Origin of the sequence: Streptomyces sp. NBC_00448, assembly GCF_036014115.1 — a bacterium.
Classification (GTDB): domain Bacteria; phylum Actinomycetota; class Actinomycetes; order Streptomycetales; family Streptomycetaceae; genus Actinacidiphila.
In genome coordinates this window covers 4,932,663-4,950,130 of record NZ_CP107913.1, presented here as the reverse complement: position 1 = coordinate 4,950,130, position 17,468 = coordinate 4,932,663, and the positions used below count along the sequence as shown (strand labels likewise).

General features: G+C 70.5%; 17 protein-coding genes. 7 read left to right on the top strand and 10 right to left on the bottom strand.

Translation table 11 applies throughout. The features are described from left to right. Window positions 1-34 precede the first annotated feature (34 nt). The gene (locus OG370_RS21075) at window positions 35-538 is read right to left on the bottom strand and encodes a MarR family winged helix-turn-helix transcriptional regulator (RefSeq protein ID WP_328466539.1); all 504 of its coding nucleotides are present in this window, start codon (window positions 536-538) and stop codon (window positions 35-37) included. A gap of 209 nt (window positions 539-747) precedes the next feature. Between OG370_RS21075 and OG370_RS21070 the strand changes: the two genes are divergently transcribed. Further along, a complete protein-coding gene (locus OG370_RS21070) occupies window positions 748-1,383 on the top strand; it encodes an HAD family hydrolase (protein WP_328466537.1) in 636 nt (211 codons plus the stop codon). 30 nt (window positions 1,384-1,413) lie between these two features. Here the strand turns inward: OG370_RS21070 and OG370_RS21065 are convergent, their stop codons facing one another. The 4 genes from OG370_RS21065 to OG370_RS21050 all read right to left on the bottom strand — a co-directional run bounded on the left by OG370_RS21065 (window position 1,414) and on the right by OG370_RS21050 (window position 4,839). Then, window positions 1,414-1,917 carry an NUDIX hydrolase gene (locus OG370_RS21065; RefSeq protein WP_328466535.1) on the bottom strand — a complete coding sequence of 168 codons (504 nt, stop codon included), beginning with the start codon at window positions 1,915-1,917 and terminating at the stop codon, window positions 1,414-1,416. A 126-nt stretch (window positions 1,918-2,043) separates the two neighbouring features. Then, the gene (locus OG370_RS21060; RefSeq protein WP_328466533.1) at window positions 2,044-3,225 is read right to left on the bottom strand and encodes a serine hydrolase domain-containing protein; all 1,182 of its coding nucleotides are present in this window, start codon (window positions 3,223-3,225) and stop codon (window positions 2,044-2,046) included. 31 nt (window positions 3,226-3,256) lie between these two features. Beyond that, window positions 3,257-4,411, bottom strand: a complete 1,155-nt coding sequence (locus OG370_RS21055; RefSeq protein WP_328466531.1) for a cystathionine gamma-lyase — start codon at window positions 4,409-4,411, stop codon at window positions 3,257-3,259. A 47-nt stretch (window positions 4,412-4,458) separates the two neighbouring features. Continuing rightward, on the bottom strand, window positions 4,459-4,839 hold the full coding sequence (locus tag OG370_RS21050; RefSeq protein WP_328466529.1) for a phage holin family protein: 381 nt from the start codon (window positions 4,837-4,839) through the stop codon (window positions 4,459-4,461). Between the two features lie 79 nt (window positions 4,840-4,918). On the opposite strand from OG370_RS21050, the gene OG370_RS21045 reads away from it, so the two are divergent. Next, window positions 4,919-5,236 carry a cupin domain-containing protein gene (locus OG370_RS21045; RefSeq protein ID WP_328466527.1) on the top strand — a complete coding sequence of 106 codons (318 nt, stop codon included), beginning with the start codon at window positions 4,919-4,921 and terminating at the stop codon, window positions 5,234-5,236. 124 nt (window positions 5,237-5,360) lie between these two features. After that, complete coding sequence (locus tag OG370_RS21040; protein ID WP_328466525.1) at window positions 5,361-5,576, top strand: DUF5326 family protein; 216 nt, start codon at window positions 5,361-5,363, stop codon at window positions 5,574-5,576. A 106-nt stretch (window positions 5,577-5,682) separates the two neighbouring features. On the opposite strand, the gene OG370_RS21035 is transcribed toward OG370_RS21040, so the two are convergent. Then, window positions 5,683-7,176 (bottom strand): YibE/F family protein, encoded by a 1,494-nt coding sequence (locus OG370_RS21035; protein ID WP_328466523.1) that lies wholly within the window; start codon window positions 7,174-7,176, stop codon window positions 5,683-5,685. Between the two features lie 182 nt (window positions 7,177-7,358). On the opposite strand from OG370_RS21035, the gene thiC reads away from it, so the two are divergent. Then, window positions 7,359-9,161, top strand: coding sequence for a phosphomethylpyrimidine synthase ThiC (thiC, locus tag OG370_RS21030; RefSeq protein WP_328466521.1), 1,803 nt, complete (start codon window positions 7,359-7,361; stop codon window positions 9,159-9,161). Between the two features lie 131 nt (window positions 9,162-9,292). Here the strand turns inward: thiC and OG370_RS21025 are convergent, their stop codons facing one another. The 4 genes from OG370_RS21025 to OG370_RS21010 all read right to left on the bottom strand — a co-directional run bounded on the left by OG370_RS21025 (window position 9,293) and on the right by OG370_RS21010 (window position 13,360). Beyond that, window positions 9,293-9,679: a hypothetical protein gene (locus OG370_RS21025; RefSeq protein ID WP_328466519.1), complete on the bottom strand. Its 387-nt coding sequence runs from the start codon at window positions 9,677-9,679 to the stop codon at window positions 9,293-9,295. A gap of 195 nt (window positions 9,680-9,874) precedes the next feature. Then, window positions 9,875-10,717, bottom strand: a complete 843-nt coding sequence (locus OG370_RS21020; RefSeq protein ID WP_328466517.1) for a hypothetical protein — start codon at window positions 10,715-10,717, stop codon at window positions 9,875-9,877. A 153-nt stretch (window positions 10,718-10,870) separates the two neighbouring features. Next, window positions 10,871-11,977 carry a metallophosphoesterase gene (locus tag OG370_RS21015; RefSeq protein ID WP_328466515.1) on the bottom strand — a complete coding sequence of 369 codons (1,107 nt, stop codon included), beginning with the start codon at window positions 11,975-11,977 and terminating at the stop codon, window positions 10,871-10,873. 276 nt (window positions 11,978-12,253) lie between these two features. Continuing rightward, window positions 12,254-13,360: a LacI family DNA-binding transcriptional regulator gene (locus tag OG370_RS21010; protein WP_328466513.1), complete on the bottom strand. Its 1,107-nt coding sequence runs from the start codon at window positions 13,358-13,360 to the stop codon at window positions 12,254-12,256. A gap of 286 nt (window positions 13,361-13,646) precedes the next feature. Between OG370_RS21010 and hisC the strand changes: the two genes are divergently transcribed. The 3 genes from hisC (at window position 13,647) to cydB (ending at window position 17,461) form a co-directional block, all read left to right on the top strand. Further along, window positions 13,647-14,738, top strand: a complete 1,092-nt coding sequence (gene hisC / locus OG370_RS21005; RefSeq protein WP_328466511.1) for a histidinol-phosphate transaminase — start codon at window positions 13,647-13,649, stop codon at window positions 14,736-14,738. A 152-nt stretch (window positions 14,739-14,890) separates the two neighbouring features. Continuing rightward, a complete protein-coding gene (locus OG370_RS21000; protein WP_328466509.1) occupies window positions 14,891-16,423 on the top strand; it encodes a cytochrome ubiquinol oxidase subunit I in 1,533 nt (510 codons plus the stop codon). A 33-nt stretch (window positions 16,424-16,456) separates the two neighbouring features. Then, on the top strand, window positions 16,457-17,461 hold the full coding sequence (gene cydB, locus OG370_RS20995; RefSeq protein ID WP_328466507.1) for a cytochrome d ubiquinol oxidase subunit II: 1,005 nt from the start codon (window positions 16,457-16,459) through the stop codon (window positions 17,459-17,461). The last annotated feature ends 7 nt before the right edge of the window (window positions 17,462-17,468 follow it).

The window sequence follows — 17,468 nt, the reverse complement described above, 5'->3', positions numbered from 1 at the left end:
CGCCGAGGCTTGGTGGCGCCTGTTGCGGGGCGCCTCACTTGCGCGACTGGCGCGGCCTGCGCACCCCCTGGCCGCCTTCCGGGGAGTCGGCGGGGGTGGCCAGGTGGCCACCGGCGAGCCGGTTCAGCGCGGAGACGAACGCTGCCCGCTCCTCCTCGGGCAGTGCGCCGAGCACGTCGCCGTGCACCCGGTCGACGATGTCCTGGCCGGTCGTCACGACCTGCTCGCCCTTCGGTGTGACCTTGATGATCCGGGCCCGGCGGTCGTACGCCGAGGGCACGCGCTCGGCCAGGCCGTCCCGTTCCAGTTGGTCGACGGTGACCACCATCGTGGTCTTGTCCAGGTCGGAGAGTTCGGCGATCTGGGCCTGGGTCCGCTCGGCCTGGGCGGCATGCGCGAGTACGCAGTGTGCGCGCGGTGACATGCCGATCTCCCCCAGGGCGGCCGCCATCTGTGTGGCCAGTACGTGGGCGGTGTGGTGGAGCAGGAAGGAGACGTCGGTGGTCGTCGCGGGTGCGGGCGTGGTCTCGACGGTCATGGGTCGAGGGTAGCAAAATAGTTCCGCTACGGGATTGTTTGCTGGCGGACCTATGTGAGGGTCGGAGTTGGTCGCGCGGAGTGTTCCACGTGGAACACTGGCGGAGTAGACCAGTGAGCGAACGGGCGAACGGGCGGAGCCTGTCGACGCGGGGGTGCGTCGGCATGAGGGCCGGACCTGGTCGGCCGCGCATGAAGGAGGGGGACAGGATGGCGCGACTGCACATCTTCGACATGGACGGCACGCTGATGCCCGGTACGTCCGCCGCAATGGAGATCTCCCGGCAGATCGGCATGGTCGCCGAGTTCCGGGAGCTGGACAGAGCACTGTCCGGCGGCGAGATCGACTCGTACGTATACGCGCGGCGCGCGTACCGGATGTGGTCCGCGCTCACCGAGCGCCACGTGGCCGGCGCTTTCACGAGTGCGCCCTGGCTGAGTGGGATTCGCGAGGTGTGGGCCGACATCACCGCGCGAGGCGAGCACTGCGCGGTGATCTCGCTCTCCCCTGACTTCTTCGTGACACGGCTGCGCACGTGGGGTGTCCACGACGCCCGCGCCTCGGTCTTTCCCGCGTTCCCCTTCGCGCCCGGAGCCGCCCTCGATCCGTCCGGCATCCTGATGCCCGAGTCCAAGGTGACCATCGCCGACGAACTGTGCGCCCGCTACGGGGTCGGCCGCGCCGACTGCGTGGCCTACGGCGACTCGCTGTCGGACACCGCGCTGTTCGGCGTGGTCCCGGTGTCGGTCGCGGTCAACGGCGACGACCATGTCAGCGGCCTGGCCACCCATGCGTATGCCGGGGACGACCTGCGTGAGGCGTACGCCCTGGTCGCGGACGCCTGAGCGGCCCGTGGAGCGGCGGGGCCGGTCGGATCAGCTCAGGTCGGGGCCGAGCAGCCCGAGCACCCCTTCGATGTTCGCGTCCAGGTAGTGCCGAAGGGTCAGCGGCACGATCTCCACGGAGGCGAGTCCCATCCGGGTGAAGGGCACCCGCACCACCTCGTAGCTGCCGCACGGTGCGTCGATCTCCGGGCCGTGCCGCTGGTCGAGGTCCATCGACTCCAGCCGGCAGGCGAAGAAGTACTGCACCTTCACGCCGTGCGACCCGTCGTCCGCGATGTGCTCGACGGTGTCGACGAAGGCGGGTACCGCGTCGGTGATCTTGCCGCCCAGTTCCTCGTCGATCTCGCGGTGCAGGGCGGCGAGCACCCCGGCGTCCTCCTCCTCGACACCGCCGCCGGGCGTGACCCAGTACGGAGCGATGCCGGGTTTGGTCCGCTTGATCAGCACAAGCCGGTCGCCGTCGAGGATGATCGCGCGGGCCGTACGTTTGATCACCGGCCGGGTAAAGGGGCTGGGGTGCGAGTCCGGAGGCATGCCTGAGATCTGCCGCGACGAAGCGCCGAGCAAACGTGTCCGTGGCGGCGAAATCAGCGCCGTCGCGTCATCCCGTGCTCCTCACGCGCCTGCCGTGTATCGGTCACGAGCGGTGCCGTGCACCGCTCACGCGCCCGCCGCGTACCGCCAGAAGTCCCGTAGCTGCCGCGCGGGCACCGGGCTCGTCGCCGCGAGCTGGGTCAGCAGGATGTGGACCGAGCCGGTCGCGGGCACGACATGCGCCGACGTACCCGTGCCGCCGACCCAGCCGTAGCGACCAGGGACGTTCCACGGGTCGAGGGGCTCGACGTCCACGCAACCGCCGAAGCCCCAGCCCTGCCCCTCCAGGAAGAGCCGGCTCGCCGCGCGCTGCGCCCCGGTGAGGTGGTCCGCCGTCATCAGCCGCACCGACTGCGCCGACAGCAGCCGCCGACCGTCCGCGGTGGCGCCCTCGGCGAGCAGCATCCGGCCGAACGCCAGCCAGTCGTCGGCCGTCGAGGCCAGCCCGCCGGCGCCGGACGGGAAGGGCGGCATGCTGCTCCACTGGCCGTCCGGCCCGTCGGCCACTTCCAGGCCACCGGACTCGTCGGTCCGGTAGTAGCTGGTGAAGCGGTCCCGCTTCGCGGCCGGGACGACGAAGCCGGTGTCCCGCATGCCCAGCCGCTCGAAGATCCGCTCGGCCATGAAGTCGGGCAGCGACTCGCCGCTGACCCGCTCGATCAGCACGCCTTGCAGGTCGGAGGAGGTGTTGTAGAGCCACGCCTCGCCCGGCTGATGCAGCATCGGAACGCCGGCCAGCGTCTGCAGCCACTCGTCGGTGGCCAGGAAGTGCTGCGGTTCGCGGCCGTCGGACTGCACGCCCTCGGCGAAGAGCGGCCGCACGGCGGGCAGTGCGAAGTCCGGCGCGAAGCCGTACCCGGTGCGCGAGCTGAGCAGGTCCTCCACCGTGATCGGGCGGGTGGCCGGCACCACGTCGTCGAGCGGGCCTTCGGGGGTGCGCACCACGCTCGGCGCGGCCAGCTCCGGCAGCCACCGCCGTACCGGGTCCGCCGGATCGAGCCGGCCGTCGTCGACCAGCACCATCACCGCCGCGGCCGTGATCGGTTTGGTGATCGAGGCGATCCGGAAGATCGAGTCCCGGGCCATCGGCGACCGGCCCTCGGCGTCGAGGGACCCGACCGCCGCGAACTCGACGTCGTCGCCACGCGCCACCAGGCCGACCGCGCCGGGCAGGGTGCCGTCTTCCACATACGGTCGCAGGACGTCGATGAGGCCCGCCGGGGCCGACCCGTTCGCTGACTTGGTCATGCCCTCACGCTAGCCGTGCGGTGCGACAGCGCTACTGCTGCCGCGCGGCCTCGTCGAGCGCACGGACCACGTCGGCCACGATGTCGTCCGGGTCCTCCACGCCCACCGAGAAGCGGATGAAGCCCGGTGCCACCGCGTCGCCGCCCCAGCGGGCCCGGCGCTCGGCGGTGCACTGCACGCTGCCGAAGCTCGTCGCCTCCGAGGTCATCCGCAGCGCGCCGAGAAAGCGTTCCGCGTGCTCCCGGTCGGGCAGCGTGAAGGACACCACGCTGCCGAAGCGGCGCATCTGTGTCACCGCCACCTCGTGCGAGGGGTCGGTGGGCAGCCCCGGGTGCCGTACCCCCGTCACCTCGGGCCGCTCCAGCAGGGCGCGGGCGAGTGCCAGCGCGTTGTCCGCCTGGCGGTCCACCCGCAGCGCGAGCGTGGCCAGCGAGCGATGCGCCAGCCAGGTCTCCATCGGCCCCGGGATGGCGCCCACCGTCTTGCGCCACTTGCGTACGGAGTCGGCCAGTTCGGCGCTCCGCGTCGTGACGTACCCCATCAGCAGGTCGCCGTGGCCGTTGAGCGCCTTGGTGCCGCTGGCCACGGAGAAGTCCGCGCCCAGGGCGAGCGGCCGCTGGCCCAGCGGCGTGGCCAGCGTGTTGTCCACGGCGACCAGCGCGCCCGCCGCGTGGGCGGCGTCGGCCAGCCGCCGGATGTCGCACACGTCCAGTTCGGGGTTGGACGGGCTCTCCAGCCACACCAGCCGGGCGCCCTCCAGCAGCGGGAGTTGCGCGTCGCCGGCGGTCGGCGCCATCCGCACCTGCACGCCGTACGACTCCAGGCGCTCCACCAGCGCGCGTGTCGTCTGGTAGCAGTCCGACGGCAGGACGACCACCTCGCCGGAACGCACCTGCGACAGCAGCACCGCCGAGATCGCCCCCATGCCGGAGGCGAACGAGAGCGTGCTGGCCTCCGGGTCGCCCGGTGCCTCCAGTTCCGCGATCGCTTGCTCCAGCAGGTCCCAGGTGGGGTTGTCGTCCCGGCCGTAGACATACGGACCGGTGGGCTCGCCTGGCAGGTGGTAGTGCGAGACGAAGACCGGGCCGGGCAGCGACGGCTCGTACGGCCGGGCCTCGGGGCGGCCGGCGTGCACGCTGCGGGTGCTGTCGCCGACCTGGTCCTCTGCCGTGCGATCCTGCGTCATGCGGTCCTCATCCTTCATGTCTCCTCGGTGCTCGCTCGGGTCGGTGCTCAGTCGTCCTCGTCCGGAAGGACGAGGTGCAGCGCCCACGCGACGACGCTGACGATCAGGCCGCCGAGCACGGCCGTCCAGAAGCCGTGCACGTGGAACTTCAGACTGAGCCGGCCGGCCAGCCACGAGGTCAACAGCAGCATCAGCGCGTTCACCACGATGGTGATCAGGCCCAGGGTGAGGATGAACAGCGGAAACGACAGCACCTTGACGACCGGCTTCACCAGCCAGTTCACCACGCCGAAGACCAGGGCGACGAGTATGAGCGTCAGTGCTTCGCGCCACGCCGAATGACCGGTGAGCGTGATGTCCTTGAGCAGCCACACGGCAACGCCCAGGGCCCCGGCGTTCGCCAGGGTCTTGACGACGAAATTCTTCATGGTGAGATCGTCGCAGGTCTGATCATCGGGACAAGAGACGGAACAGAACCGTGGCCGTACCGCAGCGGAGGAGCGATCGATGAAGGTGTTCCGGTTGGACGATCTGGACGCGGAGCGTGCCGCGAACCAGGGTGCGTACCTCCGCTTTCTGCGGGAACGCAACATGTCAGCGGGGCTGTACGCCCTCAAGGCCGGCGAGAGCGACTCGCAGCAGCCGCACGCGCAGGACGAGGTCTACCTCGTGGTCAGCGGTCGGGCCGCGATCACCGTGGGGGACGAGACCACCACCGTCGCGCGCGGCAGCGTGGTCTACGTGCCGGCCGGTACCCCGCACCGCTTCCACCACATCACCGAGGACCTCAGGGTCATGGTGGTCTTCTCGCCGCCGGAACCCTAAGGGGCGGATCAGGGTCGGATGGGGTCTTCCCGGCCTTCGCCCCGGCGCCGGGTGGACCTACAGTCGAAGTACGGCACAGTCGGAGTGCGCGCCCCGCGCAGCGACCTAGGAGCGAAAGAGCGTCATGGAGAATCTGCTGAAGAGCCTGCCCTGGTGGGTCAAGTGGATCGGCATCCCGGTCATCGCGCTGGTCGTGTTCGGCACGCTGATCGCGAGCCTGGTCAGCATCGTGATCGGCCTGCTGTTCAAGGTGCTCGTCTTCGTGATCCTGGTCGGCGCGCTGGTCTTCGTCGTGAAACGCGTCACGTCGGGGGGCTCCGGTAAGAAGCGCGACTGGTGACGTCGGCGTCCCGGCCGAGGCCGGGACCCCGGAATCGACCCCGGACCGCCCGCAGCGCGCGCACCACCCGGACCGGCGAACGGCTCAGACCGTTCGCCGGTCCGCGTCATTTCACCCGGCGATGGCTGCGGCCCGCGCCGGCCGGGCGGGACGGGCCCGGGACCGTCGCCGCCTCGCCCTGACCGGTGCGACCGCCTGGGCCGCTCTGACCGCCCTGACCGCTCACCTCGCCCCGGTTTCCGCGGTCGGCGCTGACCACCAGCGCGGCCAGCGCCGTCGTCAGCGGCACCGACGCCACCAGACCGATGCTGCCGACCAGGGTCCGTACGATCTCCTCGGCCACCAGCTCGCTGCTCGCCACCTGGAAGACCCCGCTGCGGGCGATCGAGAAGAGCAGCAGGAGCGGGAGGGCGGCGCCCGCGTACGCCATCACCAGGGTGTTGACGACCGAGGCGATGTGGTCGCGGCCGATCCGCATGCCGGCGCCGTACAGCTTGCGCCAGTTCGCCGTCGGGTCGGCGTCCTTCAGCTCCCACACCGCCGCGACCTGGGTGACCGTCACATCGTCCAGCACTCCCAGCGAGCCGATGATCACCCCGGCCAGCAGCACCCCCTTGATCTCGATGTTCGGGTAGAGGGTGTGGATCAGGCCGGTCTCGTCGGAGGTGTTGCCGGTCAGCCGGGCCCAGGCGATGAAGACCGAGCCGAGCGCGCCGATCAGGAACAGCGAGCACAGCGTGCCGAGTACCGCCACGGACGTGCGGGCGCTGACGCCGTGGCACAGGTACAGCGCCATGAGCATGATCGCGCTGCCGCCCACCACCGCGACCAGCAGCGGATTGTCGCCGCGCAGGATCGCCGGGAGGATGAAGAACGTCAGGATGGCGAACGAGATGGCCAGGGCGACCAGCGCCATGAGCCCGCGCAGCCGCCCGATCAGGACCACGACGAGCGCGAACCCCAGTGCGAGCAGCGCGACCGGCAGGCCACGGTCCACGTCGGTGACCGAGTAGCGCAGGTTCTTCGGTGCGTCGGGGGCGTAGGCGAGTACGAGGCCCTCGCCCTCGGTGTAGCGGCGGGTCTGGTCCGGCTGCACGATCTCGGTGAACCTCGTGCCCTTGTCCGGGCCCGACATCACCTCGATCGTCGCCTTCTGGCAGGCGTCACTGGCGGCCGACCCCGCCGTGGAGCCCCCGCCCGAGGCCGATGTCCCGCCCGCGCCGCTTCCGGTGCCGCCCGAACCGTCGCCCGCCCCATCGGCGTTGGGCAGCGCGCCGACCTGCTTGCAGGACACGTGCACGAGTTGCACCACCTTGCCCGGCCGGGTCTGCTGGTCGAAGCCGACCCCGCTGCGCGCGTGCGCCGGCGCACCGCCCGGCCACAGCAGCACCATGCCGGCCACCACGGCGGCCGCGAACGGCACGAGGACGGCCGCGATCACCTTGCGCAGATGCCGGGAGACCGGAGGCACGGGCCCGTGCGCGTGCCCATGGCTGTGTCCGTGTCCTTGGCCGAGTCCTTGTCCGTGTTCCTGGCCGTGGCCGTGGTCGGGAGACGCGGCGGAGTGCGGGCCGTGCTCGCCGGCCTGGGGGGAGTCCACGGCCCGATCATCGCAAGGGCCCTGGTGAATGTCCGTACACAGCCGCTACCGTTGGCAGCACCTTTGCAAACGCGGGAGCTCGGAGCACCGGGCTGAGAGGGCGCTGACATCGCTTGAGGCGAGCGCTGCGCCGACCGCTGAACCTGTTACCGGGTAATGCCGGCGTAGGGAGTGGGTCTCACATGACCATGCAGGATGCGCGCACGCGTGAAATCGGCTGGCACAAGTCGTACGTCACCGGTCCCACCGGATCACGGCCGGACCTGCGGGTGCCGGTTCGCCAAGTGCATCTCACCAACGGCCACGACGTGACGCTGTACGACACGTCCGGCCCGTACACCGACCCGTCGGTCGACACCGACGTCCGGCGAGGCCTGGCGCCCCTCCGGGAGAACTGGATCATCGCCCGCGGCGACACCGAGGAGTACTCCGGCCGGCCGGCCCGGCCGGAGGACGACGGGCTCAAGCACACCTCGCCCCGCGGCGGACTGCGCAACCTCGACGCGGTCTTCCCCGGCCGGCCCCGGCTCCCCCGGCGCGGCCGCCCGGGCCGGCCGGTCACCCAACTCGCCTATGCCCGGCGCGGCGAGACCACCCCGGAGATGGAGTTCGTCGCGGTGCGCGAGAACGTCCCGGCCGAGATCGTGCGCGAGGAGATCGCCGCGGGCCGGGCCGTACTGCCGGCCTGCGTCAACCACCCCGAGATCGAGCCGATGATCATCGGCAAGCGGTTCCTGGTGAAGGTCAACGCGAATATCGGCAACTCCGCGGTCACTTCCTCGATCGAGGAGGAGGTCGAGAAGATGACCTGGGCGACCCGCTGGGGCGCCGACACCGTGATGGACCTGTCCACCGGGCGCAACATCCACACCACCCGCGAGTGGGTACTGCGCAACTCCCCCGTCCCCATCGGCACCGTGCCGCTCTACCAGGCACTGGAGAAGGTCGACGGCCGCGCCGAGGAACTGACCTGGGACGTCTACCGGGACACCGTCATCGAACAGGCCGAGCAGGGCGTCGACTACATGACGGTGCACGCCGGCGTGCTGCTGCGCCATGTGCCGCTGACCGCCCGCCGCAAGACCGGCATCGTCTCGCGCGGCGGCTCGATCATGGCCGCCTGGTGCCTGGCACACCACCGCGAGAGCTTCCTGTACGAGAACTTCGACGAGCTGTGCGACATCCTCGCCGCCTACGACATCACGTTCTCGCTCGGCGACGGACTGCGGCCGGGCTCGATCGCCGACGCCAACGACGAGGCGCAGTTCGCCGAACTGCGCACCCTCGGCGAACTCAACACTGTCGCCAAGCGGCATGACGTGCAGACCATGATCGAGGGCCCGGGCCATGTGCCCATGCACAAGATCAAGGAGAACATCGACCTCCAGCAGGAGATCTGCGAGGAGGCCCCGTTCTACACGCTCGGCCCGCTCACCACCGACATCGCACCCGCCTACGACCACATCACCTCGGGCATCGGCGCTGCGATGATCGCCTGGTGGGGCACCGCGATGCTCTGCTACGTCACTCCGAAGGAGCACCTCGGCCTGCCGGACCGCGACGATGTCAAGACCGGGGTGATCACCTACAAGATCGCCGCGCACGCCGCCGACCTCGCCAAGGGGCACCCCGGCGCCCAGGAGTGGGACGACGCGTTGTCCGACGCCCGCTTCGAGTTCCGCTGGGAGGACCAGTTCAATCTGGCCCTCGACCCCGACACCGCGCGTGACTTCCACGACGAGACGCTCCCCGCCGAGCCGGCCAAGACCGCGCACTTCTGCTCCATGTGCGGCCCGAAGTTCTGCTCGATGAAGATCTCGCACGACATCCGCCGTACCCACGGCGGCGGGGATCAGGGCGCCGAACAGGGCTCCACGGAGGGCCCCACGGAGGTTACTGAGGCGGAGATCCGCGCCGGGATGGCGGCCAAGTCCGCGGAGTTCGCCGCGTCCGGAAACCGCGTGTACCTGCCGATCGCGGACTGAGCGGCTTGGGCGAACCGAGCTGACTGAGCGTCCTGGGGGACTGACCCGCGCCCGCTGACCGAGGCGGTGGGGTCCGGCACGTCGCCGGGCCCTCCCGCTCGGGGGAGAGCCCAGTGGGGTCCGGCGGAACGCTAGTTGAGGGTCGGGCCTACGTTCGGCGGGACCGGCGGCGGCCAGCCGACCGTGGAGAAGCTGTGCCACAGGCCCGGGGTTTCGGCGACGCCCGCGCTCAACGTGGTGGCCAGGTAGGTGCTGGGGCGCCCCACCGGGTCCGTGCAGTCCAGTCCCTTGTGCAGCCAGATGTCGACACCGGTGTTGTTGGTGACGTGGTCGACGCCGAGCGGGGCGAACCGGTGGCAGGTGCCCTGGCCCTGGGTGGGGTTGGAGATGGTCTGGCTGAAGGCGAGACCTCGGGTGCCCGTCACCTGACCCGCCGAGGAATCGGAGCACGCGGTCGCCGCGAGGGCGAGCGGGATGGTCGTGCACAGAGCAGCGAGCGTACGGCGGCGGACGCGCATGGGCCTCTCCCGTTCTGAGCGGGTACGGGAGCAGTCAAGCAACGGTGCGCGGCCGCCGCGACCTGGGACGTCCATCCGTGCGGTCAAGGTGTTTGGACAGGCCGTTCGCGCAGGTCGTAGGGCAGGCCGTCCGCGCAGGGCATTCGGCCTTTCACACAGGGCGGCGGCCGGACCGCTCCAGCCGCCGCTCTTGGCCTAGTCCGGCCGGTGGTCCGGGCCGCCGAAGTCCGGGCTGGTGAAGTCGGGCGAGGCGAACCGGGGCGTCGCGCGGTGCGGGTCCTGTGGCGAGGAGAAGTCGGGCCGGGTGTAGCCGAGGCGGGGCATCCGCGGACCGGAGGCGGGTGCGGTGGGCGGCGGCATGGCCGCTCGACCGGCCAGCGCGTCGTCGAGGAAGGGCAGCAGCCCCCGGTCGAGCAGCGCCCGCCGCCACGCGTCACGCGCCTGCGCGACTTCCGGCGGCAGCGACTCGGGCGCGTCGTGGATCGCGGTGGAGCCGTCGCGCAGCGCGGTCAGCAGCAGGCCGACACCGCCGAGCACGATCGCGGCGGCGGCCACGGCGGCGAAGAACCAGCCCGCGGTGCGCAGCGGCGAGGCGATCCCGGGCTCCGGGGACACCGTCTGGAGCGCGTAGCCGATCAGCAGGAAGATCAGTGCCGCGGCGCCGGCGAGCAGCGGTGTGAGCACGGCCATCATCGCGAGGATGCCCGCTCCTGACCCGGTACGGTCCGCGACACCCATCGCGGCGTAGCTGAACGTCCGGCTGTCGCGGGCCCGGGCGGACTCGCGGGCCGCCGCCCGGCTGTCGGTGCGGACCTGGCGGTACACCTCGTACTCCTCGGCGGCCCGCGCCCCGATCGACTCAGCGGCGGCGAGGGCCATGGTGCGCAACTGCTCGGCGTTCAGCAGGGAACCGGCCATGCCGTCCCCGGCTGCCGCGCCCTCCATACCGTCCATGGCGATACGCAGCGCCTCGTCAAGGACATGCTCGAAGTCCTGGCGGTCCTCGGTGAGCAGATGTGGAGCGCTGGTCATGTGCATCCCCCGATGCTCCGACTCTCCGTGCGCGGCAGGTGTTCCACGTGGAACAAGCTCTGCCTGCCGGATGCCCAGAGAGCGGTGGGACTACGGATACTGCCGATGGTAGGGCTGTACGGGGGGGCCCTGACAGGGTGCAACCAGGAAATGTAGGAGCTAGCCCACCAGCGGGAGTTGGGCAACGAGCAGCCGCCCGTCCATCGTGACGCCACCGTCCATCGCCACCGCCAGGTTGTCGGCGTAGACCATCGGACCCTGCACCGCGTGTGCGGCCGCCTCGCCGTCCGCCGGGTTCTCCCCGCCGACCTCGCCGAGCAGGTACGGGATCGGGCTGTGGCCGTGCACGACCCGCTTGCCCCCATAGGTGCCCAGCAGTTCGCGCGCCGCCTCGGCGCCGCCGTCGCCGCGGAAGGCGAACCGCTTGGTGAACTTGCGGAACAGATCCCAGCATTCGTCGGCGTCGGAGCGCTGCAGCACGCTGGTGACCGCGTCGTTCATCTCCTCGATGCTGTTGCCGTAGTCGAGGTAGGCCGTGGTGTCGGAGTGCACCAGCAGGTGGCCGTCGGTGAGATGGGCGGCGTCCAACCGGGAGATCCAGGTCAGATGCCGGTCCTCCAGGCGCTCCATGTCGGACGGCTGGCCGCCGTTGAGCCGCCAGGCGGCGAGGAACGAGGCGGTGCCGCCGGTGGAGTTGACCGGGGTGTCGCCGAAGCGGTGGGCACCCAGCAGCAGCAGTTCGTGATTGCCCATCAGGGCGCGGCAGTAGCCGCCGGCCGCCGCGGCCTCCGCGGAGAGCTGCATCACCAGCTCGATCACGCCGATGCCGTCCGGGCCACGGTCGGTGAAGTCGCCGAGAAACCACAGCCGGGCGCTGCCCGCGGACCAGTGGCCGTCCTCGTCGACCAGCCCCGACTCGTGCAGGGCGGCGAGGAGTTCGTCCAGGTAGCCGTGCACGTCGCCGACCACGTAGAGCGGGCCGGGACGCTCGCCCGGCAGCGCCGCGTCGGTGATCACGGGCAGGTCGTGCGCGGTGGGGGTGTAGCCCGGCGGTACCAGCGGCGTGTCGGGGCGGGTCGGCTCATGGCCGGGCGGTGCCGAGGCCGGAGGAGCCGCGGGTGGCGGGGTGCCGTCGTAGGCGGGCGCCGCCGACGGGTAGCCCGGTTCGTACCCGTCGGCCGGCTGGAAGTCGGGCGCCGTCCCGTAGCCGGGCGCGGGCTCGTACCCGGTGTCGGGCTCATACCCCTGACCTGCCCCCTGAGTCATCGACCCCTCCACGCTCGCGCCGCCATCCGCCCATCATAGGAATGCGGCTGGCGCGTTGTGACATACCCAGGCACCTCGTTTTCGTGGGCCCTGGACAAACCGCCACGTAGTCACCTGGTCGGGCCGGTACTTCGGCGCCTGCCGTCCGTACCGCCGCACCCTCCCGTGTCGGGCGAGGCGCGGCGGTGGACGCGAAGCGAGCGGCGTTCGGCACTGATCGGCGATACGTGGCATTCTGCGGGCGATCCGCGGCGGTCCGCGGCAGTGTCCCGCGGTTCACGCCTCATCACGGGCCGGACCACGCGGTGGGCTGACGGTGGTGCGGTGCGCCCGCCGCTGCGAGGACGCCCGCACGATCAGCTCGGTCGGCATGACCTGCTGCACGGGGTGATTGGGCCCGATTCCCTCGATCGCGTCGATCAGCAGCTGGACGACGGCGGTACCGATCCGTCGCGGCTGCAGCGACAGCGTGGTGATCGGCGGGTCGGTGCCCGCGTAGCCGCCGCTCTCGCTGCAGCACACCAGCAACAGGTCGTCGGGGACGCGCAGGCCGTAGCGGCGGGCGGCGGCGAGCAGATCGGTGCCGTTGGGGTCGAAGAGTCCGTGTACGGCGTCGGGGCGGTCCGGACGGGCGAGTAACCGGTCCGCGGCGACGGCTCCCGCGCAGGGATCGTGGGCGGGGTACGCCTCGTACACCGGTTCCTGGCCGACGCGTTCGCACCACTCCAGGTAGGCCGTGGTGGACAGCCGGGTGTACGTGTCGGTGCTGGTGCCGGTGAGCAGCCCGATCCTGCGGGCGCCCGCCGCGGCGAGGTGGTCGAGGATGCCGAGCACGGCCTCTTCGTGGTCGTTGTCCACCCAGGCGTGCACCGGCAGGCTGCCGGCCGGGCGGCCGTCGCTGACCACCGGCACGCCCTGCCGGACGAGTTCGCCGACCACCGGGTCCTGGTCGGACGGGTCGATCACCACGGTGCCGTCCAGCGCCACGTTGCCCCACACGTCGTGCCGGGAGGAGGCGGGCAGGATGACCAGGGCGTACCCGCGGGCCAGCGCGGCGGAGGTGGCGGCTCTGGCCATCTCCGCGAAGTACGCGAACTCGGTGAAGGTGAACGGTTCTTCGCCGTATGTCGTCACTGTCAGGCCGATCAGGCCCGATCTTCCGGTGCGCAGAGTGCGGGCGGCGGCCGACGGGCGGTAGCCCAGCCGGTCGGCGACCTCGCGGACATGGCGCCTGGTGGTGTCCGGTAGTCGGCCCTTGCCGTTGAGCGCGTCGGAGACAGTCGTGATCGAGACGCCGGCGGCGGCGGCGACGTCCCTGATCCCCGCGCGCTCCAGCCGGCGTCCGATGGGTCGGCTCGCCTGGTGATTCCCTGCTGCTGTCATGGCGAGCCGATAGTAGGGCGGCACTGGTCCGTACGGCTGCCAGCCATGGGGGCCTCAGGAAGAACGGTTTCTGCAAGATTCAAAGCCGTATGCAAGGTGGAATATGCAGGCGGCAGGGCGGCAGGCCGGGCAGATAGCGGCCCGGTAGCGGTCTTCGCCCGGCCATTGGTCCGCCGGGATCACTGTCGGCAACTCACTCCTACGGGGGACGCGCGCCAGGGCGCGCGCTACCAGCGCGCACGGTGACGTAGCGCACCTCCCCCGTTCGCGGCGGCCCTCGTAGGGTGTGGCCATGACCACCCCCAAGCTGCGCGCGGAACTGGACGGCATCCCGACGTACAAGCCCGGGCGACCCCCGGCCACGGAGGAGGACGGCGCCTCGGGGCCCGCCTTCAAGCTGTCCTCGAACGAGAACCCGTATCCCCCGCTGCCCGGCGTGCTGGAGGCGGCGGCCGCTGCCGCGGCCTCCTTCAACCGCTATCCCGACCTGTCCTGTGCCGCGCTGACCGCGGAACTGGCGACGCGGTTCGACGTACCGGTCGGACACATCGCCACCGGCACCGGCTCGGTCGGCGTGGCCCAGCAACTGCTCCAGGTGACCTCGGGGCCGGGCGACGAGGTGATCTACGCCTGGCGGTCGTTCGAGGCGTATCCGATCATCACCCAGATCAGTGGTGCCCGGGCGGTGCAAGTGCCGCTGGACGCGGCCGAGGTGCACGACCTGGACGCGATGGCGGCCGCGATCACCGACCGGACCCGGCTGATCTTCGTCTGCAACCCGAACAACCCGACCGGCACCGTGGTGCGCCGGGCGGAACTGGAGCGCTTCCTGGACCGGGTACCGGCCGATGTGCTGGTCGTCCTGGACGAGGCGTACCGCGAGTTCAACACCGACCCCGAGGTGCCCGACGGCGTCGACCTCTACCGTGACCGCCCGAACGTCGCGGTGCTGCGCACCTTCTCCAAGGCGTACGGCCTGGCCGGGCTGCGGATCGGTTTCGCGATCGCGCACGAGCCGGTGGCCGAGGCGCTGCGGAAGACCGCGGTGCCGTTCGGGGTGAGCCAGCTCGCGCAGGACGCGGCGATCGCCAGCCTGCGGGCCGAGCCGGCGCTGCTGGAGCGGGTCGCGGGTCTGGTCGTGGAGCGCGCCCGGGTCGCCACGGCGCTGGCCGATCAGGGTTGGACGGTGCCCGAGACGCAGGCGAACTTCGTGTGGTTGCGGCTGGGGGAGCGCACCGCGGACTTCGCGGCGGCCTGCGAGCGGGCGGGTGTGACGGTCCGGCCGTTCGGTGCCGAGGGGGCGCGGATCACGATCGGGGAGACCGAGGCCAACGACATCATGCTGCGGACCGCTGAGTCGTTCCGCAAGGAGCTGTAGCCGGAGCGCCACCGGGTAAAAAGTGCTTTGACCTGCTAATTCGCCCCCTCTCACCCCCCGGTGGCAGGGGGCGAACGCATGTGCGCGATACTCCTTGTGAATGAGTTCACGTTCACAAGCAGAACGCGTATCGGCAGTAAAGGAGACGTATCGTGCAGCTCGCTTTGGAGCCACTGAACGTCGCCCGGTGGCAGTTCGGCGTGACGACCGTCTACCACTTCCTCTTCGTCCCCCTGACGATCTCGCTCTCCGCGCTCACCGCGGCACTGCAGACCGCCTGGGTGCGCACCGGCAAGGAGAAGTACCTCGGAGCCACCAAGTTCTGGGGCAAGCTCTTCCTGATCAACATCGCCATGGGCGTGGTGACCGGGATCGTGCAGGAGTTCCAGTTCGGTATGAACTGGTCTGACTACTCACGCTTCGTCGGCGATGTCTTCGGCGCGCCGCTCGCCTTCGAGGCGCTGATCGCGTTCTTCTTCGAGTCGACCTTCATCGGCCTGTGGATCTTCGGCTGGGACAAGCTGCCCAAACGCATCCACCTCGGCTGCATCTGGATGGTGTCGATCGGCACCATCCTGTCCGCGTACTTCATCCTGGCCGCCAACTCCTGGATGCAGCACCCGGTCGGCTACCACTACAACCCGAAGACCAAGCGGGCCGAACTCACCGACTTCTGGGCGGTGCTCACCCAGAACACCGCGCTCGCGCAGTTCTTCCACATCATGTCCGCGGCCTTCCTCACCGGTGCCGCGTTCATGATCGGCATCGCCGCCTACCACCTGGCCCGCAAGCAGCACATCGCGGTGATGCGCTCCTCGCTGAGGATGGCGCTGGTCGTCGCGGTGGTCGCCGGGGCGCTCACCGCGATCAGCGGCGACACCCTCGGCAAGGTGATGTTCAAGCAGCAGCCGATGAAGATGGCCGCGGCCGAGGCGCTGTGGGACGGTCAGAAGGGCGCGCCCTTCTCGGTCTTCGCGGTCGGCGACGTCAACAAGGGGCACAACGAGGTCGCCATCGACATCCCCAACCTGCTCTCCTTCCTCGCCACCGACGACTTCACCAGCTACGTCGGCGGCATCAACGACGTGAACAAGGCCGAGCAGAAGAAGTACGGTCCCGGCGACTACCGGCCGAACATCCCGGTCGAGTACTGGGGCTTCCGCTGGATGATCGGCTTCGGCGTGGTCTCCATCGGGATCGGTGCGGCCGGGCTGTGGCTGACCCGCCGCCGTTTCTGGCTCGCGCCGGATCGGCGCACCGGCGAGGACGAGGTGCCGCACCTGATGCTCACCCGCACCCTCGGGCTCGGCTCGCGGCTGTCCCGCTGGTACTGGCGGATCGCCCTGCTGACCATGGTCTTCCCGCTGATCGCCAACTCCTGGGGCTGGATCTTCACCGAGACCGGCCGCCAGCCCTGGGTGGTCTACGGCGTGCTGCGCACCAAGGACGCGGTCTCCCCCGGGGTGTCCGTCGGCTATGTGCTGACCTCGCTGATCGTCTTCACGCTGCTCTACGGGCTGCTCGCGGTGGTCGAGGTCAGGCTGCTGGTGAAGTACGCCAAGCAGGGGCCGCCCGAGCTCACCGAGGCCGACCTGAACCCCCCGACCAGGATCGGCGGCGGTCCCGGTGGCGACAGCACCGGCGCGTCCACGGACGCCGACCGGCCGATGGCCTTCTCGTACTGACGGACTGACGACGGAACGGAAGGGATACGGGACATGCATCTGCACGACGTCTGGTTCGTCATCATCGCCATCCTGTGGACGGGCTACTTCTTCCTGGAGGGCTTCGACTTCGGGGTCGGCGTCCTCACCAAGCTGCTCGCCCGCGACCGCACCGAGCGGCGGGTGCTGATCAACACGATCGGGCCGGTCTGGGACGGCAACGAGGTGTGGCTGCTCAGCGCGGGCGGCGCCACCTTCGCGGCCTTCCCGGACTGGTACGCCACGCTCTTCTCCGGCTTCTACCTGCCGCTGCTGTTGATCCTGGTCTGCCTGATCGTCCGCGGGGTCGCGTTCGAGTACCGCGCCAAGCGACCCGAGGAGCGCTGGCAGCGCAACTGGGAGCACGCGATCTTCTGGACCTCGCTACTGCCCGCCGTGCTGTGGGGGGTGGCGTTCGCCAACATCGTGCGGGGCGTGAAGATCGACGCGAACAAGGAGTACGTGGGCAACCTGGGGGACCTGCTCGGCGGCTATGCGCTGCTCGGCGGGCTGGTCACGCTGGCGCTGTTCACCTTCCACGGCGCGGTGTTCACCGCGCTGAAGACGGTCGGGCCGATCCGGGACCGGGCCCGGGCGATGGCCAGCAGGGTCGGCCTGGTCACGGCGGTGCTCGCGGCGGTCTTCCTGGTCTGGACGCAGGTGCACAGCGGCGGCGCCCGCAGCCTGCCCGCCCTGGTGGTCGCCCTCGTGGCGATGCTCGCCGCGCTCGTCGCGAACCGCGCCGGGCGGGAGGGCTGGTCGTTCGCCTTCTCCGGGGTGACGATCGCCGCCACCATCGCGATGTACTTCCTCACACTCTTCCCGGACGTGATGCCGTCCTCGCTGAACGGTGCCTGGAGCCTGACCGTCGGCAACGCCTCCGCGACCCCGTACACGCTGCGGATCATGACCTGGTGCGCGGCCATCGCGACTCCGCTGGTGATGCTCTACCAGGGCTGGACGTACTGGGTCTTCCGCAAGCGGATCGGCACCCAGCACATCGCGGAAGCGGCGCACTGATCATGTC